The organism is Poseidonibacter lekithochrous, from assembly GCF_018861145.1.
GTDB classification, from domain to species: Bacteria; Campylobacterota; Campylobacteria; order Campylobacterales; family Arcobacteraceae; genus Poseidonibacter; species Poseidonibacter lekithochrous_A.
In genome coordinates this window covers 25,813-49,071 of sequence record NZ_JAHKQT010000038.1, presented here as the reverse complement: position 1 = coordinate 49,071, position 23,259 = coordinate 25,813, and the positions used below count along the sequence as shown (strand labels likewise).

The following is a 23,259-nucleotide window of genomic DNA, read 5'->3' as shown; positions in this document are numbered from 1 at the left end:
TATATTATTCTAAGATTATAAATCTTGTTCAATAACATTTTTGAATTTATTAAAGTAAACATCAGATGCAGAATCTAACTCTTTATAAATATCATTGATAGAAATTTTATCTCCTTGAACTAAACCTAATTTAGAACAATGAATATCTTTACTATCAGCTAATTTTTCAAAAGCAGCACAATTTTCAGGTTTAACTTCAACAATTGCTCTACTTAAAGACTCAGAGAAAATATCTCTTGATTCATCTAATGAAATACCTGCTTCTACTCCGATTTTACCAACTACAGCCATTTTTGCTAATGCAATTGCAATTCCACCAACATTAACATCTTTTGCTGCTTCTAATAGTGAAGCTTTATTTGCATCAATTACTGTATCCCAAAGTTTTAATTCATTTGAGTAATTTACTTCAGGATGAGCTCCTGCGACTACTGAATACATTTTTTTCATATATAAAGATCCACCAAATTCGCTTTTAGTATCTCCTAAGATATATAAAACATTTCCTGATTGTTGAACACAAGAAGGTAAGACTTTATTTGCATCATCATTAATACCAACCATTGCAATAGAAGGAGTTGGGAAAACACCAACACCATTTGTTTCATTATATAAAGAAACATTTCCACCAATTACAGGAGTATCTAACTCTTTACAAGCTGTTTTAATTCCTTCACAAGATTGAGCAAATTGCCACATTACTTCAGGATTTTCTGGATTACCAAAATTTAAACAATCAGTAATAGCTTTTGGTCTAGCACCGCTCATTGCAACATTTCTTCCTGATTCCATAACAGCAGCTGCAGCTCCTAATTCTGGATTTATGAAACATAGTCTTGTATTACAATCAGCAGACATAGATAATGCTTTTCCTGTCTCTTTAATTCTAATAGATGAACCATCTAATGAACCTGGCCCTTTAATAGTATTTGTTTGAACCATTGAATCGTATTGATTATAAACCCAAGATTTATCAACAACTTCCATATCAGAGAATAAGTCATCAAATGCAGCTTGATTTGAAATTTCTTTATCTAATTTAATATCTTCTAAACCATCTAAATAAGCTGGTTTTGAAGTTGGTCTATCTAAAATAGGAGCTTGTTCAGATACAGGTTGAACTGGAACTTCTGCACATTTTTCACCATGCCAGAATAATTCCATATTTCCTGTATTTGTAACTTCACCAATAACAGCTACGTCTAATTCCCATTTTTCAAAAATATCAATAATAGCTTGCTCACTACCTTTTTTAGCACAAATAAGCATTCTTTCTTGAGATTCAGAAAGCATGAAATCATAAGGAGTCATTCCTTCTTCTCTTGCTGGAACTTTATCTAAATGCATAATCATTCCAGATTCACTTCTTCCTGCCATTTCAAATGAAGATGAAGTAAGCCCAGCAGCACCCATATCTTGAATACCAATAATTAAATCTTCTTTAAATAATTCTAAACAAGCTTCTAATAATAGTTTTTCAGTAAATGGGTCCCCAACTTGTACAGTTGGTCTTTTTGCTTCATTATCTTCTGTAAATGAAGCTGATGACATTACTGCGCCACCAAGACCATCACGACCAGTTTTTGAACCTACGTACATTACTGGATTTCCAACACCTTCAGCAAGTCCTAGAAAAATTTCGTCAGCTTTTGCAAGTCCAATTGTAAATGCATTTACAAGATTATTACCTGCATAACACTCTTCAAATGTAGTTTCACCACCAATAGTAGGAACTCCCATACAGTTACCATATCCACCAATACCAGCAACTACACCACGTAAAAGAAATCTATGTTTTTGTGCAGTTTCACTATCGCCTTCAATACCAGCAAATCTAATTGAATTCATATTTGCAATAGGCCTTGCACCCATAGTAAATACATCTCTTAAGATTCCACCAACACCAGTTGCAGCTCCTTGATAAGGTTCAATATATGAAGGATGATTGTGAGATTCCATTTTAAATACAGCAGCATATCCATCACCAATGTCGATAACACCAGCATTTTCACCTGGACCTTGGATTACCCAAGGAGCTTTAGTTGGAAAACCATTTAAGTATTTTTTACTTGATTTGTATGAACAATGTTCAGACCACATAGCAGAGAAGATACCAATTTCAACATAATTTGGTTCTCTTCCTAAAATTTCTTTAATATTATCTAATTCTTCAAGTGTTAAAGAGTGAGCTAATGCCATCTCTTCTAAGTTCATGTCTTTTTTTTGCATCTTTAGCCTTAAATATGGTTGTTATAGTTAAGGCGATTATATCAAAAAAAGAGTTAAATTTACTTTTAATCTTCAGTTAAAATTTTAACTTCATTATTTACTATTTCTAAAAATAGTTCTTTTTTCCCTTTAAAATCAACTGCAGGACTCTTATACATTTGATCCATAATTATTTTAAACATTCTTTTATTTAGTGAGTTTGGGTAAGGACTTATATTAATATTAGAAAAATGGATTTTTTTTCTCTCTTTCTTTCTAAATATTCGCTTCTTATATTTTGCAAATTTTTTAAAATCACTTCCATCATATTTTTTAAATTCAGGAGAATAGTATTTTAAATATTTATCAATATCAGATCTTTTCCAAGAATCTTTCCAATTGTAAATTGAAGAAAGGACTAATGAGATTTCTTCTTTATTTGCTTTTTGAAATTCATCTTGACTCGTTAATAAGATTGCATTTTCTAAATCTATATTTTTTTCAAGATTTTCTAATTCAGGATTATCTAAAGCAATACAACCTCTAGTATATTTTTCTCTTTCACTATTTTCCAAAGGCATACCATGAATCCAAATACCATGACCTTTTTTATCTAAGGATTTATCAAAAGTATTTGGATATGAAGTAACTAAAGCGAAAGGACCATAAAATTGATCAAGTCTTGTTTTTTTACTAGTTAAATCATAAACACCTTCTGGTGTTTTTTTATCACCCTCTAAATATTTATCACCCTCTTTTTCTCCTACAATAACATTATTTTTTGTAACTAAAGTTGTTTGGTGATTATTTATTTTATATAAAGCTAATTCAGATCTTTTTTTTTGTGTTAAGATAATATATTTTTTTGTTTCATAATAACCTAATTCTACATTTTTATTTTTTAAATAATTGTTCCAATATTCTTTATCTTTCAAACTCTCTTCAAGTTGTTGCTCAACAGCACTTAGTCCTTGATGTCTATATAAATCTACTAAATCACTTGCAAATATATTTATAACCATAGCTAATAAAATTATGATTTTACTCAATTGCTTCTCCATATTATTTTTTAAGTTGTGCAATTGTATAATAGTTGTTCTAATTTCTATATAAAAAGTGAATTTAACAGTGAAAAAAATCATAATAAGTATTATTTTATTTTTAAACTTTCTGCATTCTGCAGAAGTGCAAGAATTACCATGGCCTAAAGGTGAAAGCTTTCTTACCTTCTTAGAAAAATATTCAATTCCTCAAAAACTATATTTTGATCTTGAAAAAGAAGACAAAGAGTTATGTTCTGAGATTGTTGCTGATAAAAGATTTTATCTTTATACTGAAGACAATGGTGACTTTAATCAAGTTTTAATTCCTGTTTCAGATGATATACAATTACATATTTATAAAGAAAGTAATGGACAGTTTAAATTTCAAACACTTCCTATTAATTATGAAGAATATACAGAAACAATCGCAGTGCCTATTAGTGTTTCTGTTTCACATGATTTACAACAAGCAACAGGAGATGTTACTCTAGCTTTACAATTAAAATCATTATTTAAAGGTGTTGTTGATTTTAGGAAAATGCAAAAAGGTGATTTTGTTGCACTAAAATATAAGAAAAAAAGTCTTTTAGGAAGACGTTTAGGATTACCAGAACTAGAAGCAGCAATGGTAGAAATAAGAGGAAAAAAATACTATAGAATCAAAAATAGTAGAGATGATAAATACTATAATGAAAAAGGAAAAGGTTTTACAAAATCATACTTTTTTAAGATACCTTTAACATACAAAAGAATTTCAAGTGTATTTACAAAAAAAAGATGGCACCCTGTATTAAAAAGATATAGAGCTCATTTAGGAACAGATTTCGCAGCTCCTAGAGGAAGAAAAATATATGCAGCAGCTGGTGGAAAAGTAGAATTTAAAGGTCGTAAAGGTGGATATGGAAATACTATAATCATTAATCACCATAATGGATATAAAACTTTATATGCTCATCAAAATGGATTTAAAAAAGGTCTTAAAAGAGGTCAAAGAGTTAAAAAAGGTCAACATATTGGATATGTTGGTACTACAGGACTTAGCTCTGGACCTCACTTACATTTAGGTCTTTATAAAAACGGAAGAGCTGTTGATCCAATGAAAGTAATAAAAAGACCTAAAACAAATGGCTTAAGTGGTAAAAAGAAAGCGACTTTTATTGCTAATGCAAAAAAGATTATAAGCAACTTTAATGATGAAATGAAAAGTGAGAATAGAACTCAAGCTACAAAATTAAATAGACTTACATATAAAAGTGAAGTAAAAAAACTATAAGGAATATCACATGCCTCAAGATGAAATTATAAAAGAACCAAAGAAACTTTTAGAAGAACTTGAGAACTTACATCCCAGTGATATTGCAAATAGCCTTAAAAAAATTGAGAAAAATAGTGAAGAAGATTTCTTTGCTGTACTTAAAAAACTACCTGATGATATATTAGGGGAAGTATTACTAGAACTTCCTGATAACTTAAGAGAAGATGCTTATTCTGAACTTACAATTAAACAATTAACTGATGCAGTAGATGAACTTGAATCTGATGACCAAACAGATATAATCCAAGAACTTGAAGAACATGATGTTGAAAAAGCAAAAGAAATATATGATGGTCTAGAAGTTGAAGATCAAAAAGAGATTGACTGGCTTAAAACGTATGAGGAAGATCAAGCTGGTTCATATATGCAAACTGAGCTTTTTTCAGCAAACTTAAAAGAGACAATTAAACAATCCCTTGATAGATTAACAGAGGGTAAAGCAAAAGATGAATTAGAAAATATTCATCAAGTATTTATTATTAATGATGATAAAAAACTAATTGCATCTATTTTACTTGAAGATTTAATTATTATTGATTTTAAAAAAACTTATCAGGAAGTTTTATCTGAATATGATGAAAATAAATTCAAACCTTTTGTTGTTCAAGATAAAGACGATATAGATAATGTTGCAAAGAAGTTTGAAAAATATGATTTAAATGTTGTTGCTGTTGTAGGCTATCAAGATATGCTTATGGGAAGAATTACTTCTGATGATATTTTAGATGTAATTGAAGAAAATGCAACGGAGCAAATGTATCAATTAGCAGGGGTTGATGATGATTTCGAGCATGAAGATAATCTTTTAGCAACTGCTAAAAAAAGAGCAATGTGGCTATTTCTAAATCTTACAACTGCTATTTTAGCTTCTTTAGTTATTGGTTATTTTGACGAAACAATTCAAGCATATGTAGCACTTGCAATTTTAATGCCTATTGTTGCATCAATGGGTGGAAATGCTGGAACACAAACATTAGCCGTAATGGTAAGACAGTTAGCTTTAGGAGATATTGAGCTAGAACACTCTAAAGATGCGGTTAAAAAAGAAGTTATAATCTCACTATTTAATGGTTTCTTATTTGCTGTAATCATGGGAATAATTGCATGGCTTTGGTTTGATGAAAAGTTATTAGGACTTGTAATTGGAATGTCAATGGTTCTAAACCTATTTGCAGCTGGCTTCTTTGGAGCATCGATTCCTCTACTTCTAAAAAGACTAGATATTGATCCAGCAATTGGAAGTACTGTATTATTAACAACAGTAACGGATATAATTGGATTTTTTAGTTTCTTAATGTTAGCAAAGATTATACTTTTATAAAAAACTAAGAGAGACTCTTAGTTTTTTATTTACGTAAAGAAGAAGAAACTATTGATAAAAATTCATCTTTAGTTTTTTTATTTGATTTAAATAAACCTCTTAATGCAGATGTTACAGTCGTTGAACAAATCTTTTGAACCCCTCTCATTTCCATACACATATGTCTTGCGTCAATCATAACAGCAACACCTTTTGGTTGTAAGTGTTCATTTAATGCATCACAAATTTGCTCTGTTAATTGTTCTTGAATTTGTAAACGTCTTGCAAACACATCAATAACTCTAGGAATTTTTGAAAGTCCCACAACTTTTCCATTTGGGATATATGCAACGTGCACTTTTCCAATAATTGGTAGCATATGATGTTCACACTGAGAATAAAACTCTATATCTTTTACAACAACCATTTCATCATTACTTGAAGTGAATAATGCTTTTTGTAAAATCTCTTTAGGGTCTTGAGTATAACCACTACACATAAACTCAAAAGCTTTTCTTACACGACTTGGAGTATCAAGTAAACCTTCTCTACTTGCGTCTTCACCTACATGCTCAAGCATCTTTTTAATAGAATTTTCAAACTCTATATTTTTATCCATTAAATATTTCCTTTAAACTTTTATGATATTACCCATATCCCAAATTGGCATAAATACTGCAAGTACAATCCAAAGAATCAAACTCATAATACTTACCAAAAAGAATGGCTCAATTAAGGCTGTTAATAAATTAATTTTATCATTAAACCTATTTTTATATATTTTCTTTATTTCACAAACTGTTATATCTAACGAATTAGATACCTCACCTGTATTAATCAGATTTAAAGTAATATCATCAAATATTTCTGTTTTTGAAAAAGAGAAACTAATACCTTTACCATTTTGTAGTAAATTATCAATAATTGACATTTTATCTAAAAGGTATTTGTTTTTAATTAAAACTTTTGAAGAGATTAACGACTTATGAAATTCATATTTGGATTTTAACATAATATCTAAGAACAAAAAAAGCTTGTATAATTGCATATTTAAGTAAATATCTTTTATCAAATATATATTCTTTATAGCAATTTTATGAATAAAATATTCAAAATTTTCATCTTTTTTATAGAAAAAAATGAATAAACTTATTAAAAAAATCACTATAATCAAAAGTATAATTAAATAATTTTCAAATAAATATTGAACATTTAAAAGCATTTGTGTAGCGAGAGGAAGTTCAGCATTAGTTTGTTCAAAAATAGTTTTAAATTTAGGTATTACAAAATAAAAAATTGAAATAAGTGAAAGAAAAAAACTTATCATTAAAATTATTGGATAAGTAATAGATTTTATAAAACTCTTTTTTATTTCATGTGCTTCAATAAGTAATTCAGATAATGCTTTTATATTTGCAACTATATTTCCACTACTTTGTGAAATATCTAAAAAAGATCCGACTAAATAATTAATCTTAAACTTTGATAATTCTTGAGAAACTTTTTTTGAACTTGAAAATGAGTATTTTAGAGTTTGTAAAAACTCTAAGACTACCTTATCTTTTCTATTTTTAATTAAAATATCCAAGGCATCACTTAGTGTAATATTTGACTCTAACATCAAATTTAATTCATAAAAAATATTAATTAGAACTTTTTCTTTTATTGTCTTCTTAGTTTGAAAAAAACTTCCGCTATTTAACTTCTTTATCTCTTTTATATTTATAATATTTGAGGGCAATTTTTCTTTTGATATATCATTAGTCTCAAATAGAACATTTTTAATTCCACTATCACTTTGATATTCAACTTTATATTTTTTCATTAAAAATTCACTACTTTTAAAACTTCTTCTATTGATGTTATTTTTGAAGAAACCTTTTCCTTTCCATCATCAAGAATAGTTTTAAAATCAATACTCTTTAAATATTTTCTTATATCATTAATATCTTCTTTTTTAAATATCATTGAAGATATCTTTTCATCTATCTTCATTGCTTCAGCAATACATGACCTATCATAATATTTTGTATAGTTACATTTCTCACAACCCTTTGCATCACAAAACTTGCAATAGTTTAAAACAAGTCTTTGAGAAAGTATAAGTTTTAAACTTGAAGAAATTAAAAAAGGATCTGCATCTAAATCCATAAGTCTAGAGATTGTTTCAACACTATTATTTGAATGAATACTAGCAAGTACTAAATGCCCTGTCAATGATGCTTGTAAAGCAATATCTAATGAAAGTTTATCTCTAATCTCACCTATAAATATAATATCAGGGTCTTGCCTTAAAATATTCCTCAATATTATTTCAAAACTTAATCCAATTTTATTATTTACTGCAATTTGAGAAATAGAGTCTATCTTATACTCAACAGGATCTTCAACCGTAACAATTTTTTTCTCACTTGAATTTAACTCTTGTAAAATTGAATATAAAGTTGTAGTCTTACCAGCTCCAGTAGGTCCAGTAACAAGAATTAAGCCTTGCGTTAAGTTTAAAGATTTTTTTAATATAGAGTAAATATTTGAAGATAAGCCTAAATCTTCAATACTTTTATTTATATTTTTCTTATCAAGTATTCTAATAACAATAGATTCCGATTCAATTGTAGGCATTGTAGAAACTCTAAAATCATAGGTTTCATTGTTTATAAAAACTGAGAATCTAGAGTCTTGAGGTAATCTTGTTTGGGTTATATCAATATTTGAAATGAGTTTTACATATGAAGAAAGAACCTTTAATAATTCACTAGGAAAAGCAAAAAAAGTTTTTAATTTCCCATCAACTCTAAACCTAAATAGAACAGTATTTATATATTTTTCAATATGAATATCACTTGTTCTAGTTTGAATAGAAAAATTTATTAGAGTATGAAGAAACTTTTCAACTGATTTCTTTTCCTCTTTTTGTAAAGATATAATACTTTTAGCATTAGTATATAAATCAATTTTTATATCTAAAAAACTAAGAAAAAAAAGTAAATCATTTGTATCAACCTCAGTATATTTTAATACCTTGTTAAAATCAGTATTTACACTATTTAAATTTGATTCTTTACACACTAACAAATCTAAAGAAATATCATCTTCTTTTATTGGTATAATTTTATTTTTAAGAAAATACTCTTTAGTATATATAAAAAATAAATCATAATCAATTAATATATTATTTGTATTATTCATTTTTATTTAGCCTCAAATTTATATTTTTGTCTTTATACTTTAAAACTACTAGATTCTTTTCAATCTTTTGAATCTTATATTTTCCTATTTTATCATTCAATACATACCATTTATTATTTAATAACACATGATTTGAGATAATAGCTTTTAGTTTAAACTTATCAACATTTTTTTTCTTCACTTTTTCTATACTTACTATTTTTTCTTTAATATGATATTTTTTAAATTCACTACTTATTTGAAATATATATTGATTCTTATTTATTATCTTTTCAATACTCAAAGAGTTTATTTTTGAGAAGTTATTGATATATTCAAGCTTTAATATTAATTTATTAATCTTTGATAATGAAGTTTTGCCTTTTATTAAAAGTTTTTTTTCATTATAATCTATAGAATTAAGCTTAATTTTTTCTAATAAACAAAAAGCTTCAATATCTTTGGTTAATGATAAATAAGAACCATTAAATTTCTTAGTTAATAAACTATTAATAGTATTTAAACTACTACTTTTACTCTGAACTAAATCATTCTTATTAAAAAAATAAAAATAAAAATAGATACAAATAATTGGTAGTATAAAAAGTTGTAATTTAACTTTTGCTTCACTTTTTAAGAAGCTATTTTCAATTTGACTTAACATTAATCGTACCAATAAATATATTTTTTGAATCAACTTTTACAATACTATTTCCTAATAAACTCTTTTGATATTCATTTAAAAATAAATATATACTCTCTTTCTTTTTTGTACTTAATTTAATATTTGTAACTTCAGGATTATAATCAAGGGAAAGAATTTTTAGATTAAATTTATTCGCAGTATTTATCAATCTTTTATAGCGAGTATTAAAAGGCTTAAACTTTAACGTTTTAGATATTTTAAGATGTTCATTTTTTAAGGCTTTATTTCTTTCTAATTTATCATTTTGAAAACTTTTATTATCATAAGTCTTGTAAAGTACCGTACTAAGAATACAAAAAAGCAAGTAAGAAAGAAAAAGAAGAAAACTTTTATTGTTTTTTTTATTTATATTAGTAAACATTTGATTTTTATTTTCTGTATATTCACTAAGTTTAATCAAACTTGAATCACTAATTTCATTAATATCAGAAATTGTAATATTAAAACTTTTACTTATAAAATTTAATAATTCATCTTTTGAATATTCTTGATTTAAAGTTTGATATGCATAGAGTTTTGAGTCTTTATATATAACAAAAAAGTTTTTTGCTATATATAATCTAAAACTATTTGATGAATCTTCTGAATGTTCATCATCTAACAATTCTATTATCATATATTTAAAATTATTAGAAAAAATAAAAAATTGATACTGCTTTGAGTGTTCTAAAAAGTTAGAATATATTATGTCATTTGATGAGTAATCAATATTATTAAGATCTAAAGAAGTATATACAAAATTTAAAAGATTTTTCTTTTGAATCTCTTCAGAAACATCAACAATTATACTTTTTATATCTGAAGGTAAAGCAATATCTTTCATATAAAACCATTTTAATAATATTTACTTACACTTTATAATAATTTATAGATATATTTATTAAGATTTTATATTAGTTTATTTTTTTAAGTTTTCTATCTAAAGAGAGAGTTCTCTTTAGAATGTTACATCATAACCAAGTTCTTTAAGACCTTGTTTATCTTTAGTCCAACCTTTTTTAACTGAAACAAAAAGTTCTAAGAAACATTTTCTTCCTGTAAGTTTTTCTATTTTAAGTCTTGCATCTCTACCAATTCTTTTAATAGCATCTGCATTTTTTCCAATAATCATACCCTTTTGTGTTCCTTTTTGAACAATAATAGTAGCTTTGATTACATCAATTTTTGGCTTCTCTTCTACTTTATTTATTAAAACATCTGTTTCATAAGGAATTTCATCTGAAATATTTTCAAAAATTGCTTCTCTAATAAACTCTTTAAAGATATCTCTCATATGTTCAGTTGTTAAAATTTCTGGGTCAAATAAATAAGGATGTTCTGGTAAATGTTTAACAACATCATCTAAAATATTTGCATGAGTTGTAGCTTTTTTAATGGATACAGGAATAATAGATTGATATTTATCAGCATGAATTTCATATTCTTTCATTTTTGCTAAAACTTCTTCATTTGACACATTATCAATTTTAGTAAGTAGCAAAATATGATTTATATTCTTTTTGTTTTTTACTAAAAAATCTTCATAATGTGTAAGTTTATCAGTAACAGGTGCTAAAAATAGAATTAAATCACAATCACCCATAGCTTTTAACGCTTCATCTAACATAAACTTATTTATAAGTTTTTCTGTTTCATGAATTCCTGGTGTATCAACAAATACAATTTGATCATCTTCATGCATAACAATAATATTTGATCTTTTTCTTGTAGCATTCGCCTTATGTGAAACCATTGCAATTTTTTCACCAACTAACCAATTTAGTAACGAACTTTTTCCAGCATTAGGTCGACCTACTACTGATACATAACCACATTTAGTCATTAATTCTCCTCAAGCTTTAAAGCTTTTTTAATTATTTGGATAATAGCATGATTGTGATTATAAAGGCTTAAATTGATTTTATCTACGCCTAAAGCTTAAACTCTTCAATAAATCATCTTTTGTAATAGTTTCATTATTGTTTAAATCAGCAATCGTTCTTGCAACTTTTAAAACTTTATTTATACTTCTAAAAGATAATTGATAATTTATTTTTGCATTTTCAAATAAAATATTTGACTCATCATCTAAAAGACAATATTTTTTGATATCAACATCTGATAATTTACCATTTAATTCTATTTGTCCACGCATCTTTTGCTTTACAAAAGCACTTAAAACATTTTTATGTAATTCAGTTGAAGAAACAATATTTTTAGAGTCATTTAATGTGTCATTCATAACAACATATAAATCAATTCTATCCAAGAAGGGTTCTGATAATCTATTTTTATATCTTTGGATTTCAGCATCATTGCATCTACAAGGTTTTATGCTTGATAGAAGATTACCACAAGGGCATGGATTCATTGAAGAAATAAAGATAAATTTAGTTTCATATTCAGTTTTACTATTTACTCTTGAAATTAATATTTTATTATCTTCTAAAGGCTCTCTAAGAGCTTCTAAAATTGATTTTGAGAAGTGCGGCAATTCGTCAAAAAACAGAACACCATTATTGCTAAGTGCTATTTCTCCCACCTTGGCATTGCTACTTCCTCCTCCAAAAATAGATGATTTTGTAGAACTATGATGAGGACTTCTAAATACTCTTAAAGCTGAAAACTCTATATTTTTATAATCTAAAGATTGTAGTTTTGCTTTTTCCAATATTTCATCTAAACTCATAGGAGGAAGAATATATCTAATTCTTTTACTAATCATACTCTTGCCGCAGCCAGGACTACCTTCAAACATTAGATTATGGTTGCCAGCAGCACATATTAAAGCAGCAAACTTTGCATTATCTTGTCCTAAAACATCAGAAAAATCATCTAAATATGAATCTTCATAATAATATGTTTGATTACCTATTTTAATATTTTTACTGCTTAATTCATTAGATATATATTTAAATTTATCTTTTACTTCTGTATTAAAAAAATCTATTGCATCACTAATATTTTTAACAACAAATATTTCAATATTTGGTATATTTGATATCTTTTTTGCACTATCTTCACATACTAACACTTTCATATTTTTACTATTTTTAGCAAGAGATAAAACTAAAGGAAAAATAGTGCTTGTATCTTTAATACTTCCATCAAGCCCTAACTCGCCAAATACATAAAATCCTGCAAATACATCTTTTTTTATATCATATAAAGCAAGTTGTAAAGCAATTGCTAAATCAAAATGTGTACCTTTTTTTTTGATATCAGAAGGAGATAGATTTACTGTTATTTTTAAAGGTGGGAATTTATAATCATTCATTAATAATGCAGATTTTACTCTATCTTTTGATTCTTGAATACTTGTTGATATTAAGCCAACAATTGTAAATGAAGGTAAACCTTTTGTAAAAGATGATTCTACACATATGCTTAAGGCATCTATTCCATCTAATGAGGCTGAATTTATGATTTTCAAAGAAATCCTTTTTTAATAATATCATTCATTATATCTAATTATTTAATATAATAATAATTCATATTATAATAAAATGCTACTCATATTTATTCTTTTTTAATTTTATATCTATGTTTACTCTTTTTAATATCAATACAATCTACAAAAAGGTATAAATATACTTTATAAATTCAATTTTAATTTACGGAGTATTATATATGAAATTAATTTCATGTCCTGAGTGTGAAAACCAAATATTAGAAAGACTTGGAACTGTATGCCCTAAATGTGGTCATACTGTTGGATATTTTAATGAAAGTACAAAAAGACCCAAATATGGTAAGTTTTTTGCATTAAGTGTATTTTTGCCATTTCTATCATTTTTACTTATTATTATCTCATCAATGAATGAAATATTTTTTGCTTTTGGTGTAATTTTCTATTTAGTAGTAGCATATAAATCTTGTCCATATTTACATAAAGATTTATTCATTACAAAATTTGAAGCTATATTTTTCTGGGGAGTTTGGATATTAGTAAATGCATTACTATTATCAATGATATATAATGTGTCTAATAAACTGCAGATAATTTAAAAATCAGAAAAAATATTAATTTATTTTTTCTGTTCTTTTAGTCTTTTTTTCCACTCTTTTTCAAATTTCTTTCTTTTCATAAAAGATAAATGTTCAATAAACAAATGACCACTTAAATGTTCCATTTCATGTTGCCAAGCAACTGCTAGAAAATCATCTGTTTCCATTGTTTGTTTTTCACCGTCTCGGTTATAGTATTCAACAATAATATGTTGAGCTCTTGTAACATCCTCAGTAAAACCAGGAACACTTAAACATCCTTCTGTAAAAACTTGCTCACCATCTTTATGCGTGATAACTGGATTAATAGCTTCTATTAAATTCTCTCTACTTTGAGTATCTTCTTCATTTGGTAAACAAATTATTAAAACATTTAAAGGAATTCCTACCTGAATAGCTGCAAGTCCAACACCAGCATGGTCAATCATGGTTTCATACATATCATCTAAAAGAGTGTGAAGTTCTGAATTGAACTCCACTACATCTTCTGATTTTAATCGAAGTAGTTTATTTGGATAAGTTATAACTTCTCTAAGCATTTTAAAATCTACTTATGTTTAGTAATAACTTCATCAATAAGACCATAAGCACACGCTTCAGTTGCACTCATAAAGTTATCTCTTTCTGTATCATTAGCAATAGTTTCAACACTTTGTCCAGTTTGTTCTGCAATCATTGCATTTAAACTATCTTTCATTCTTTGAATCTCTTTTGCTTGAATTTGAATATCAGTTGATTGCCCTTGAGCACCACCTGATGGTTGGTGAATCATAATTCTAGAGTTAGGAAGAGAATATCTCTTACCTTTAACTCCTGCTGATAAAAGAAAAGCACCCATAGAAGCTGCTTGTCCTATACAAATAGTACAAACATCAGGTTTAATATAATTCATAGTGTCATATATAGACATTCCACTAGTAATTACTCCACCTGGAGAGTTTATATAAAGGTAGATATCTTTATCTGGATCTTCTGCTTCTAAGAAAAGTAATTGAGCAACAATTGTTGATGCTACTTGATCATTTACTTCTCCACTTAACATAATGATTCTATCTTTTAGAAGTCTAGAGTAGATATCGTAAGATCTCTCTCCTCTTCCGCTTTTTTCAACTACGTATGGTATATAACTCATTGTTTATCCTAAAGGTTTATTTTCCTAATTTTTCGTCTAATAATTTAGTAATAACTTTTTCTTCAATCATTGACATTTTAATTGCTGGTAAGTATCCTGCTTCTTGATATTGTTTTAAAACATCTTGAGGATTTTGTCCCATTTGCATTGCTTCATAGTATAATACTTGTGAAACTTCTTGATCACTTACATCAACACTTTCAGCTTTTGCTAATGCATCAACGATAAATGTAGCTTTTACTGAATTTTCAGCATCTGCTCTTAATTCTTCTCTTAATTCTTCAACTTTAGAAGCATCTTCTTGTAAAACTTTGATTTCATCTTCACTCATAGTTCTAGCTTTGTTATTTAAAGCTTGATTAATTTCTTGATCAACTATAGTTGTAGGTAATGCAAAAGTTACTTTTTCAACTAAAGTTTCTAAATATGCAGGTTTTAATTCTTCTCTATAATATTTATTTTTAGCTTCAGCTTTCATTTGCTCTTCTAATTTTTCTTTTAATGTTTCAACAGTTGCATTTTCTTCACCTTGTAACATTTTAGCAGCAAATTCGTCATTAATTTCAGCAGCAGCTTTTTCTTGAATTTCGTGTAAAGTTACTTTAAATACAGCTTCTTTACCAGCTAATTCTTTTGCTTGGTACTCTTCTGGGAAAGTAACAGTGATGTCTTTTTGCTCGTCATATTTCATACCAATAACTTGATCTTCAAATCCTGGAATAAATGAACCTGAACCTACGTGTAATGCAAATTTCTCTGCTTTTCCACCTTCAAATGCAACACCATCAACAAAACCTTCAAAATCAATTAATGCGTGATCTTGATCTTTTACCATTCTTTTTCTAGCAATTTTAGTTAAAGGAGCAGATTGTTTAGCCATTTCTTCTATTTTTGCATCAATTTCTTTTGCATCTACTGCTTTATCTTCAACTTCTGGTAATAATGATTTATAATCACCTAAGTCAACTACTGGTTTACAAGCTACAGATACTTCAATATCAATTGAACCATCTTCTTTTTTATCAAATTTAGAAATTGAAGGCTCACCTACTAAATCTTCATTTTTAATATTTAATTCTTTTAAACCATTTGCTAATACAGCTCTTAATGCTTCACCTTCAGCGTCTTCACTTAATTTGTCAGCATATCTTTGCTTAACAACAGCAACAGGAACTTTACCTTTTCTAAAACCTTGGATATCCATAGTTTTTGCAGCTTCTTTTGCTACTTTATCTAAGTTCTTTTCAATTGTCTCTTTTGCGATTGTTGCAGATATAACTGCATTTGCTTCGTCAACTTTTTTTGCGTTAAATTCCATCAAATTTACTCCGATTGTTATAATTTTAATCGTGATTTTATCTAAAAATTAATAAAGCTTTAATAAAATACATTTCCAAGGAGTTTTCAATTGCAATTTTTATACATAAATGTTATATATTTAATGCTAATACCTTCAATAATATTAATGATTTTAATTATCAAAAAAAAGAATACATTTGATAAGTATTTTTCAAAAGAAGTTCTTGATAAATTAAGTGTTTCAAGTCAATACTTTTCAAACAAAGCAAGAAACATAACTTTATTTATTGCTTTATTATTAATAACTATATCTCTTGCAAGGCCTGTTACAAATGAGAAAACACATGATTCAAAACAACAATTAAATGCAGTTGTAATAGCAATTGATGTTTCAAAATCAATGATGGCAAATGACATATATCCTAATAGATTAGAATTTGCTAAGAAAAAACTCTTAGATATAATTGATACATCTAAAAATAATGCACTAGGAGTAATCCTATTTGCAAAGTCTTCTTTTTTACTTTCACCTGTAACACAGGATTTTACTTCACTTAAAATATTAATTGAGAATTTAGATACAGGAATAAATTTTGATAATGGTACAAATATTTATTCAACATTAGAAACTACAAATAAACTACTTAAAAATTATAAAAGTAAAAATCTCATTCTTTTAAGTGACGGAGCAGATAAAAAAGAGTTTAATGAAGAAATTGAATTTGCAAATAAAAACAATATCAATATATATGTAATTGCAACAGCAACTAAAAAAGGCTCTGCAATTAAACTAAAAGACGGAAACTATTTAGTTGATGCAAAGGGGAATATTGTGACTTTAGGATTAAATGAACATATCAAAACTTTAAGTATGGAAACAAATGGTGGATATATTAACTACTCATTAGATTCAAATGATATTACACAGGTTTTAACTGATATAAATTCAAAATCTCAAAAACAAGAGTTTAAAGAAAAAAGATTTAAAACATATACTGAACTATTTTACTATCCTTTATCATTAGGACTTATTTTCTTACTTATTGCTTTTTCTTCTTTGCCTACTTTTAAAACTAGAAAGAAAAAAACCATTATAAGTATTTTTGCAGTTTTTATATCTTTAAATATAAATCAACTCCAAGCTTCAATCTTTGATTTTAAGACTATTGAAGAAGCGAATAAAGCTTATAAAACTGAAAACTATAAAGAAGCTATAAAAAAATATTCAAGTTTAGAACAAAATGAACAAACAAAATATAATCTTGCTAACTCATTATATAAAGAGGGAAAATATAAAAAGGCTATTAAAAAGTATAAAGAAATTCAAACAAATGACAAAAATTTTGATTTTCAAAAACTTCATAATCTAGGGAATTCTTATGTAAAAGCAGGAAATCTAGAAAAAGCAAAGACCGCTTATGAAAATGCATTAAAATTAAAAAATGATAAACAAACAAAAGAAAACTTAGATTTAGTTAATAAAGCCCTCGATAAGAAAAAAGAAGAAAATAAAGATAAAAAAGATAAAAAGAACAATAAAGAATCAAAAGATAAGAATAAAAATACTGAAAAAAAAGAATCAGAAAAAAACAAGGAAGATAACAACAAGGAAGATAAAAAGAAAGAAGAAAACAAACAAAAAAATAAAAGTCAAGATAAAAAAGAACAAAAAAATTTAAAACCTGCTAAACCACATGAGATATCAGATTTAGAAGAACAAAAATGGCTAAAACAATTAGAAAACCAAAAAACCAACTCATTAATGAAGAAAATGGAAAGCAAAAAAGAGACAAATACACTAGAAAACCCTTGGTAATTACATAAAAGTTTCATAAAAAAGGTACATTTAATACATTTTTTTATATCATTTATTACTAAAAAAAAGGAGAATATATGAAAAAAAGTGTATTAAGTTTAACATTAGTAGGTGCCTTAAGTATTCCAGCAATGGCTGCTCAATTTATTACAATTGGTACAGGTGGAGTTACAGGAACATATTATCCAACAGGTGGTGCAGTTTGTAGAATGGTAAACAAACTGAAAAAAGAAACAGGAATTAGATGTACTGTTGAATCAACTGGTGGATCTGTATATAATGTAAATACTATTAAAGCAGGTGAACTTGATTTTGGTATTTCTCAAAGTGATACTGCATATCAAGCATATAATGGTCAAGGAAAATTCACAGGTAAACCAAATAAAGATTTAAGATCTGTTATTGCTATTTATCCTGAATTACTTGCATTTGTTGCTAGAAAAGATAGTAATATCAATTCTATTACAGATATGAAAGGTAAAAAAATCAATATTGATGTTCCAGGTTCAGGTACAAGAATGACAACTGAAATTGTTATGGATGCATTTGGAGTAAAAGATTCTTCATTAGATTTAAAAAGTGAATTAAAATCTACTGAAGGTCCAAATATGTTAAAAGATAAAAAAATTGATGGTTACTTTGGTATGTTTGGTCACCCAACTGCAAATATCAAAGATGCATCAAACTCTGTAGATATCAATATTGTACCAATTGATGGTGAACAAATTGATAAATTAGTTAAAAAGTATCCATACTATGCAAAAGGTACTATATCTGGAACTTTCTATAAAGGTGTAACTACTGATGTACCAAGTATTGGTGTTAAAGCTGTTTTAGTTTCTAGTACTGCACTAGATAATAAAGCTGTTTATGTTGTAACAAAAGCAATTTTAGATAACTTTGAAGATTTCAAAAAACTTCACCCAGCTTATAAAACTATTACTAAAAAATCATTATTAGATGGTTTATCTGTTCCTCAACATGAAGGTGCAAAAAAAGCATTTAAAGAAGCAGGTCTTTTATAAGACCCGCTATTTTTTGTCAAAAGGTTAAAGAGAATACTCTTTAACCTTTTTTTTTAAGATATTTAAAAAGACTACATTATAATAATTTTTTTTAATATCTAATAACCAAAAGGATTCATATGAAACATGAAGTAGACTTAAGTAATAGAGAAGAAGAACTTCTTTGTCATCTTGAGGATAAAGATAATAGAAAGCATATCCCAGAATCAAAAGAGATACACTCTAATGAAGAGGAATTAATTGCAGATTTAGAAGGTCAAAGATCTTTTGATAAAACAAACTGGGAATTTTGGCTAATAGGAATAGTTGCGTTTCTTTGGTCTTCATACCAACTTTACGTAGCTTTTGTACCAACAAATGGTGCATTTGTAAGATCTGTGCATTTAGCATTTGCAATTGTATTATGTTTTATGATGTACCCAATGTATAAATCACGAATATTAAAATACAAAATACCATGGCATGCTTTTGCTTTTGCTATAGTTGGTGCTATTGGTGCATTATATGTTTATTACGATTATACTGGCTTATCAATGCGTGCAGGAGCATATCTTCAAAGAGATGTAGTAATAGGACTTATAACAATAGTAATCTTACTTGAAGCTTCACGACGTGCTTTAGGTATGGCACTTTCAGTTATTGCAATTTGTTTCTTATTATATGACTACTTTGGTCAATATATGCCGGATTTAATTGCACATAAAGGTGCGAGTTTAACAAAACTTTCTTCACAAATGTATTTAACAACTGAAGGTATTTTTGGTGTTCCATTAGGAGTTTCAGCTGGATTTGTTTTCTTATTTGTACTTTTTGGAGCACTACTTGAACGTGCTGGTGCTGGTGATTACTTTATTAATATGGCTTATGCGGCTTTAGGGAAATATAGAGGAGGACCTGCTAAAGCATCTGTTGCCGCATCAGGACTTACAGGTATTATTTCAGGTTCATCTATTGCAAATACAGTAACAACAGGAACTTTTACTATTCCTTTAATGAAAAGGTTAGGATTCCCAGCACATAAAGCAGCCGCTGTTGAAGTTGCCGCTTCTACAAATGGACAACTTATGCCTCCAATTATGGGAGCAGCAGCATTTATTATTGCAGAATTTTTAGGACTTGCATATACTGATGTTGTAATGGCTGCATTTATTCCTGCTTTTGTTTCTTATTTTGCACTATTTTATATAGTTCATTTAGAAGCATTAAAATTAGGATTAGAAGGTGAAGAACCAAGTAAATTAGCGCGTGTTTGGGATATCTTTAAACAAGGTATTCATTATATCATTCCTATTTTCTTCTTGATTTATACACTAATAGTATTACAAGAGTCAGCTCAAAGTGCTGCTCTTAGTGCAATTCAATTTATGATGTTAATTATGGTTACTCAAAAACCAATTGGTGCAATATTAAGAAAAGAAAAACTTACAAAAAGAGTTTTCTTAGAAGGTTTTGAAGATATTGCTATTGGTATGGTAAATGGTGCTAAAAATATGGTTCCTATTGCAATTGCAACTGGTGTTGCTGGTATTGTTGTAGGATCTGTAACATTAACAGGTATTGGTCAAGTTTTAATTGAAGTAATTGAAGAGCTTTCAGGTGGTTATATCTTAGCTATTTTATTATTTACAGGAATCATTTCTCTAATTCTTGGAATGGGACTGCCTACAACAGCTAACTACATTATTATGGCAAGTTTAACAGCACCTATTATTATTTCACTAGCAGCTGATAATGGATTCTTAATTCCTACAATCGCCGCTCACCTTTTTGTATTTTACTTTGGTATTCTAGCCGATGACACCCCACCTGTTGGTATTGCGGCATATGCCGCAGCTGGGATTGCAAAATCTGATCCAATAAAGACAGGTGTTCAAGGTTTTGCTTATGATATCAGAACCGCTATTTTGCCATTTGCATTTTTCTTTAATAACAAATTATTATTAATCGATGGTGTAGATGCTAATGATCCTGATAATCCAGCATTATGGCAATGGATTACAAATCCTGCTGAAATAGCACTTATATTTACAATGGCTGTAATTGGAATGTTCGCATTCTCTAGTGCAACACAAAGTTACTTTATGATGAAAACAAGCATAATTGAGAGATTTGCATTTTTCTTAATTGTACCTTTTATGTTAGTTCCAAATATTGCTCAAGAGTGGTTACATTTACCACATGAGTATGTGTCTTATGTAATTGGATTAGGTATATATGTAGCTATTTACCTATCACAAAAAGCAAGAATGAAAAATTTAGGATTAGTTTACTAAAAATAAAAAAGAGTAAAATCTAAAAACTAATAGTTTTTAGATTTTCTCATTTGAAGTAGTTCTTTTTGAACTGAAATATTTACAGCTTCATTTGGTTCATAATCAAGTGAATAATTTCTTCCATCATAATCAACCGAATTTAAAATTATCTTCATAGCTTCAAGTCTAGCTTTATGCTTATCATCACTTCTTACAATATTCCAAGGTGCGCTTCTTGAAGTTGTACGTCTTAGCATTTCATATTTCTTTTCAGAGAATTCATCCCATAAGTCTTGTGCTTGCATATCAACTTCTGAAAACTTCCATTGTCTTAATGGATCTTCAATTCTTCTATCAAATCTTCTTTTTTGTTCTTCTTTTGAAACAGAAAAATAAAGTTTGATTAGAATCATTCCTTGTCTTACTAAATCTTGCTCAAAATTTACAACATCTTCCATAAAGATTTCATGTTCTTCTTTAGTACAAAAGCCAAAAATAGGTTCAACCATAGCTCTGTTATACCAAGATCTATCAAATAGTACTATTTCTCCACCTCTTGGAAAATGTTCGATATATCGCTGAAAGAACCATTGTGTTCGTTGTGTTTCAGTAGGTTTCCCAAGTGCTACAACTCTATAATGCTTATTATTCATATATCTAGTCATTCGTCTAATTGCACCACCTTTTCCAGAAGCATCTCTTCCTTCAAAAATAACAATCATTCTTTTACTATTTGATTCTAAATAATTTTGTAACTTAATTAGTTCAATTTGATATTTCTTAAGCTCTTCTAGATCATAAATCTTTTGAATACCTTCTTTTAAAATATCTTCATTTAGTTTTTTATAATCGCCTAAAATTGATATTAAACTCTTGTTTTCTTCTATTAATTTATTAAGTTCTTCATTATCAGAGCTATTGACACTCTCATTTACTATGTTATTTTTAATAGGCTGTGTTACTTTTTTATTTACCATTATTGAATCTTTGAATTTTTGCATTAAATCTAATGCAGCTTTTTTTGTTAGCTTATCTTTTTTTGTATAACCTAATACCTTTACATATCTTTTCTTTTCATATTGAAATCTTGCTATATATTTTTTTCCAAAAGTTGGATGAGCAGCTTTTGAAATATATAATCCACTATGGTTTGTTCTTTCAAAATCACTTAAATTCATAATTAGCGAGACCTTGCAAATTTATTTTCTTGTTCCATATTTTCAATCTCTTGAGTACCTGTTGTTAAAATACGATCATCAGTTTGTATATATGAAGGATCAATTTGATTTGGATATTCAACATGTGATAGAATATACTTCATACAGTTTAATCTAGCTTGTTTTTTATCGTCACTTTTAATTACAGTCCAAGGAGACATATCAGTATTCGAAGCCATTAACATAGAAAATTTAGCAATAGTATATTTATCCCATAATTTCTGAGACTCTTTGTCTACTGGCGAAAGCTTATACTGCTTAAGTGGATCTACTTCTCTTTTTTTGAATCTTTTAGCTTGTTCTTTTTTTGATACAGAAAAATAAAACTTCATTAAAATAATTCCAGATTTTACAAGCATTTGCTCAAATTCTGGAACTTCTTTTAAAAATTCATGATGTTCTGTTTTAGTACAAAATCCCATTACTGGCTCAACACCAGCTCTGTTATACCATGACCTGTCAAATAAAACAATTTCCCCAGCACTTGGTAAATATTGAGTATATCGTTGAAAGTACCATTGAGAAGTTTCTCTATCACTTGGCTTCTCTAAAGCAACTACTCTAGCACCCCTAGGATTTAAATGTTCAGTAATTCTTTTAATAGTTCCACCCTTTCCAGCAGCATCTCTACCTTCAAAAATCATTAAAACTTTTAAACCCTTATCTTTTACATGATTTTGGAACTTTAATAACTCAATTTGCATTTTTCTTAGTTCTTTTTCGTACTCTAAGGTCTCTTTTTTAACCCAAACTTGAACTTTTCTTGCTTTCTTTTTCTTTTTTACCATTGC

At 27.6% G+C, this 23,259-nt stretch carries 20 protein-coding genes; 6 read left to right on the top strand and 14 right to left on the bottom strand.

Annotated elements, in window-relative coordinates:
- Positions 1-15: 15 nt before the first annotated feature.
- Positions 16-2,229 carry a phosphoribosylformylglycinamidine synthase subunit PurL gene (purL, locus tag KO488_RS13025; protein WP_216059247.1) on the bottom strand — a complete coding sequence of 738 codons (2,214 nt, stop codon included), beginning with the start codon at positions 2,227-2,229 and terminating at the stop codon, positions 16-18.
- Positions 2,230-2,294: 65 nt separating this feature from the next.
- Complete coding sequence (locus KO488_RS13020; RefSeq protein ID WP_228319178.1) at positions 2,295-3,257, bottom strand: L,D-transpeptidase family protein; 963 nt, start codon at positions 3,255-3,257, stop codon at positions 2,295-2,297.
- Positions 3,258-3,336: 79 nt separating this feature from the next.
- Here KO488_RS13020 and KO488_RS13015 point away from each other — a divergent pair, with 79 nt between their 5' ends.
- Both KO488_RS13015 and mgtE read left to right on the top strand, forming a co-directional pair.
- Entirely contained in the window at positions 3,337-4,524 is a 1,188-nt protein-coding gene (locus tag KO488_RS13015; protein WP_216059245.1) for a peptidoglycan DD-metalloendopeptidase family protein, read from the top strand.
- Positions 4,525-4,534: 10 nt separating this feature from the next.
- Positions 4,535-5,887 carry a magnesium transporter gene (gene mgtE / locus KO488_RS13010; RefSeq protein ID WP_216059244.1) on the top strand — a complete coding sequence of 451 codons (1,353 nt, stop codon included), beginning with the start codon at positions 4,535-4,537 and terminating at the stop codon, positions 5,885-5,887.
- A gap of 25 nt (positions 5,888-5,912) precedes the next feature.
- On the opposite strand, the gene folE is transcribed toward mgtE, so the two are convergent.
- From folE to KO488_RS12975, 7 genes are all read right to left on the bottom strand, one after another.
- Positions 5,913-6,485, bottom strand: a complete 573-nt coding sequence (gene folE / locus KO488_RS13005) for a GTP cyclohydrolase I FolE (protein ID WP_216059243.1) — start codon at positions 6,483-6,485, stop codon at positions 5,913-5,915.
- A 12-nt stretch (positions 6,486-6,497) separates the two neighbouring features.
- The gene (locus tag KO488_RS13000; RefSeq protein WP_216059242.1) at positions 6,498-7,691 is read right to left on the bottom strand and encodes a type II secretion system F family protein; all 1,194 of its coding nucleotides are present in this window, start codon (positions 7,689-7,691) and stop codon (positions 6,498-6,500) included.
- Positions 7,691-9,055 (bottom strand): GspE/PulE family protein, encoded by a 1,365-nt coding sequence (locus tag KO488_RS12995; RefSeq protein WP_216059241.1) that lies wholly within the window; start codon positions 9,053-9,055, stop codon positions 7,691-7,693. Before KO488_RS12995 ends, KO488_RS13000 begins: the two co-directional genes overlap by 1 nt.
- Complete coding sequence (locus KO488_RS12990) at positions 9,048-9,698, bottom strand: hypothetical protein (protein ID WP_216059240.1); 651 nt, start codon at positions 9,696-9,698, stop codon at positions 9,048-9,050. Before KO488_RS12990 ends, KO488_RS12995 begins: the two co-directional genes overlap by 8 nt.
- Positions 9,682-10,563, bottom strand: a complete 882-nt coding sequence (locus KO488_RS12985) for a hypothetical protein (protein ID WP_216059239.1) — start codon at positions 10,561-10,563, stop codon at positions 9,682-9,684. The genes KO488_RS12990 and KO488_RS12985 overlap by 17 nt, the downstream gene beginning before the upstream one ends.
- Positions 10,564-10,677: 114 nt before the next feature.
- Positions 10,678-11,562 carry a GTPase Era gene (gene era, locus KO488_RS12980; RefSeq protein WP_216059238.1) on the bottom strand — a complete coding sequence of 295 codons (885 nt, stop codon included), beginning with the start codon at positions 11,560-11,562 and terminating at the stop codon, positions 10,678-10,680.
- A gap of 78 nt (positions 11,563-11,640) precedes the next feature.
- Positions 11,641-13,152: a YifB family Mg chelatase-like AAA ATPase gene (locus KO488_RS12975; RefSeq protein ID WP_216059237.1), complete on the bottom strand. Its 1,512-nt coding sequence runs from the start codon at positions 13,150-13,152 to the stop codon at positions 11,641-11,643.
- Between the two features lie 197 nt (positions 13,153-13,349).
- Here KO488_RS12975 and KO488_RS12970 point away from each other — a divergent pair, with 197 nt between their 5' ends.
- The gene (locus tag KO488_RS12970; protein ID WP_216059236.1) at positions 13,350-13,727 is read left to right on the top strand and encodes a hypothetical protein; all 378 of its coding nucleotides are present in this window, start codon (positions 13,350-13,352) and stop codon (positions 13,725-13,727) included.
- Positions 13,728-13,747: 20 nt separating this feature from the next.
- Here KO488_RS12970 and def read toward each other — a convergent pair whose 3' ends face one another.
- From def to tig, 3 genes are read right to left on the bottom strand one after another with little or no spacing between them, the layout of a single operon-like run.
- Positions 13,748-14,266, bottom strand: coding sequence for a peptide deformylase (gene def, locus KO488_RS12965; RefSeq protein ID WP_216059235.1), 519 nt, complete (start codon positions 14,264-14,266; stop codon positions 13,748-13,750).
- An 8-nt stretch (positions 14,267-14,274) separates the two neighbouring features.
- On the bottom strand, positions 14,275-14,859 hold the full coding sequence (gene clpP, locus KO488_RS12960; protein ID WP_216059234.1) for an ATP-dependent Clp endopeptidase proteolytic subunit ClpP: 585 nt from the start codon (positions 14,857-14,859) through the stop codon (positions 14,275-14,277).
- Between the two features lie 16 nt (positions 14,860-14,875).
- Positions 14,876-16,177: a trigger factor gene (tig, locus tag KO488_RS12955; protein WP_216059233.1), complete on the bottom strand. Its 1,302-nt coding sequence runs from the start codon at positions 16,175-16,177 to the stop codon at positions 14,876-14,878.
- A 90-nt stretch (positions 16,178-16,267) separates the two neighbouring features.
- Between tig and KO488_RS12950 the strand changes: the two genes are divergently transcribed.
- The 3 genes from KO488_RS12950 to KO488_RS12940 all read left to right on the top strand — a co-directional run bounded on the left by KO488_RS12950 (position 16,268) and on the right by KO488_RS12940 (position 21,272).
- Positions 16,268-17,974: a VWA domain-containing protein gene (locus tag KO488_RS12950; protein WP_216059232.1), complete on the top strand. Its 1,707-nt coding sequence runs from the start codon at positions 16,268-16,270 to the stop codon at positions 17,972-17,974.
- Positions 17,975-18,051: 77 nt separating this feature from the next.
- The gene (locus tag KO488_RS12945) at positions 18,052-18,999 is read left to right on the top strand and encodes a TAXI family TRAP transporter solute-binding subunit (RefSeq protein WP_216059231.1); all 948 of its coding nucleotides are present in this window, start codon (positions 18,052-18,054) and stop codon (positions 18,997-18,999) included.
- A gap of 119 nt (positions 19,000-19,118) precedes the next feature.
- A complete protein-coding gene (locus KO488_RS12940) occupies positions 19,119-21,272 on the top strand; it encodes a TRAP transporter permease (protein WP_216059230.1) in 2,154 nt (717 codons plus the stop codon).
- 26 nt (positions 21,273-21,298) lie between these two features.
- On the opposite strand, the gene ppk2 (KO488_RS12935) is transcribed toward KO488_RS12940, so the two are convergent.
- Together ppk2 (KO488_RS12935) and ppk2 (KO488_RS12930) are read right to left on the bottom strand one after the other, a co-directional pair.
- Positions 21,299-22,429 (bottom strand): polyphosphate kinase 2, encoded by a 1,131-nt coding sequence (gene ppk2, locus KO488_RS12935; RefSeq protein WP_216059229.1) that lies wholly within the window; start codon positions 22,427-22,429, stop codon positions 21,299-21,301.
- Positions 22,430-22,431: 2 nt separating this feature from the next.
- Positions 22,432-23,256, bottom strand: coding sequence for a polyphosphate kinase 2 (ppk2, locus tag KO488_RS12930; protein ID WP_216059228.1), 825 nt, complete (start codon positions 23,254-23,256; stop codon positions 22,432-22,434).
- Between the last annotated feature and the right edge of the window lie 3 nt (positions 23,257-23,259).

What these genes read in the sequence shown, in the direction of transcription:
- KO488_RS12990 (WP_216059240.1), bottom strand. Translation starts at nt 9,698, where the DNA reads ATGTTAAGTCAAATTGAAAATAGCTTCTTAAAAAGTGAAGCAAAAGTT.
- KO488_RS12940 (WP_216059230.1), top strand. Translation starts at nt 19,119, where the DNA reads ATGAAACATGAAGTAGACTTAAGTAATAGAGAAGAAGAACTTCTTTGT.
- KO488_RS12985 (WP_216059239.1), bottom strand. Translation starts at nt 10,563, where the DNA reads ATGAAAGATATTGCTTTACCTTCAGATATAAAAAGTATAATTGTTGAT.
- KO488_RS13000 (WP_216059242.1), bottom strand. Translation starts at nt 7,691, where the DNA reads ATGAAAAAATATAAAGTTGAATATCAAAGTGATAGTGGAATTAAAAAT.
- KO488_RS12995 (WP_216059241.1), bottom strand. Translation starts at nt 9,055, where the DNA reads ATGAATAATACAAATAATATATTAATTGATTATGATTTATTTTTTATA.
- KO488_RS12970 (WP_216059236.1), top strand. Translation starts at nt 13,350, where the DNA reads ATGAAATTAATTTCATGTCCTGAGTGTGAAAACCAAATATTAGAAAGA.
- mgtE (WP_216059244.1), top strand. Translation starts at nt 4,535, where the DNA reads ATGCCTCAAGATGAAATTATAAAAGAACCAAAGAAACTTTTAGAAGAA.
- purL (WP_216059247.1), bottom strand. Translation starts at nt 2,229, where the DNA reads ATGCAAAAAAAAGACATGAACTTAGAAGAGATGGCATTAGCTCACTCT.
- folE (WP_216059243.1), bottom strand. Translation starts at nt 6,485, where the DNA reads ATGGATAAAAATATAGAGTTTGAAAATTCTATTAAAAAGATGCTTGAG.
- ppk2 (WP_216059229.1), bottom strand. Translation starts at nt 22,429, where the DNA reads ATGAATTTAAGTGATTTTGAAAGAACAAACCATAGTGGATTATATATT.
- tig (WP_216059233.1), bottom strand. Translation starts at nt 16,177, where the DNA reads ATGGAATTTAACGCAAAAAAAGTTGACGAAGCAAATGCAGTTATATCT.
- era (WP_216059238.1), bottom strand. Translation starts at nt 11,562, where the DNA reads ATGACTAAATGTGGTTATGTATCAGTAGTAGGTCGACCTAATGCTGGA.
- ppk2 (WP_216059228.1), bottom strand. Translation starts at nt 23,256, where the DNA reads ATGGTAAAAAAGAAAAAGAAAGCAAGAAAAGTTCAAGTTTGGGTTAAA.
- KO488_RS12945 (WP_216059231.1), top strand. Translation starts at nt 18,052, where the DNA reads ATGAAAAAAAGTGTATTAAGTTTAACATTAGTAGGTGCCTTAAGTATT.
- clpP (WP_216059234.1), bottom strand. Translation starts at nt 14,859, where the DNA reads ATGAGTTATATACCATACGTAGTTGAAAAAAGCGGAAGAGGAGAGAGA.
- def (WP_216059235.1), bottom strand. Translation starts at nt 14,266, where the DNA reads ATGCTTAGAGAAGTTATAACTTATCCAAATAAACTACTTCGATTAAAA.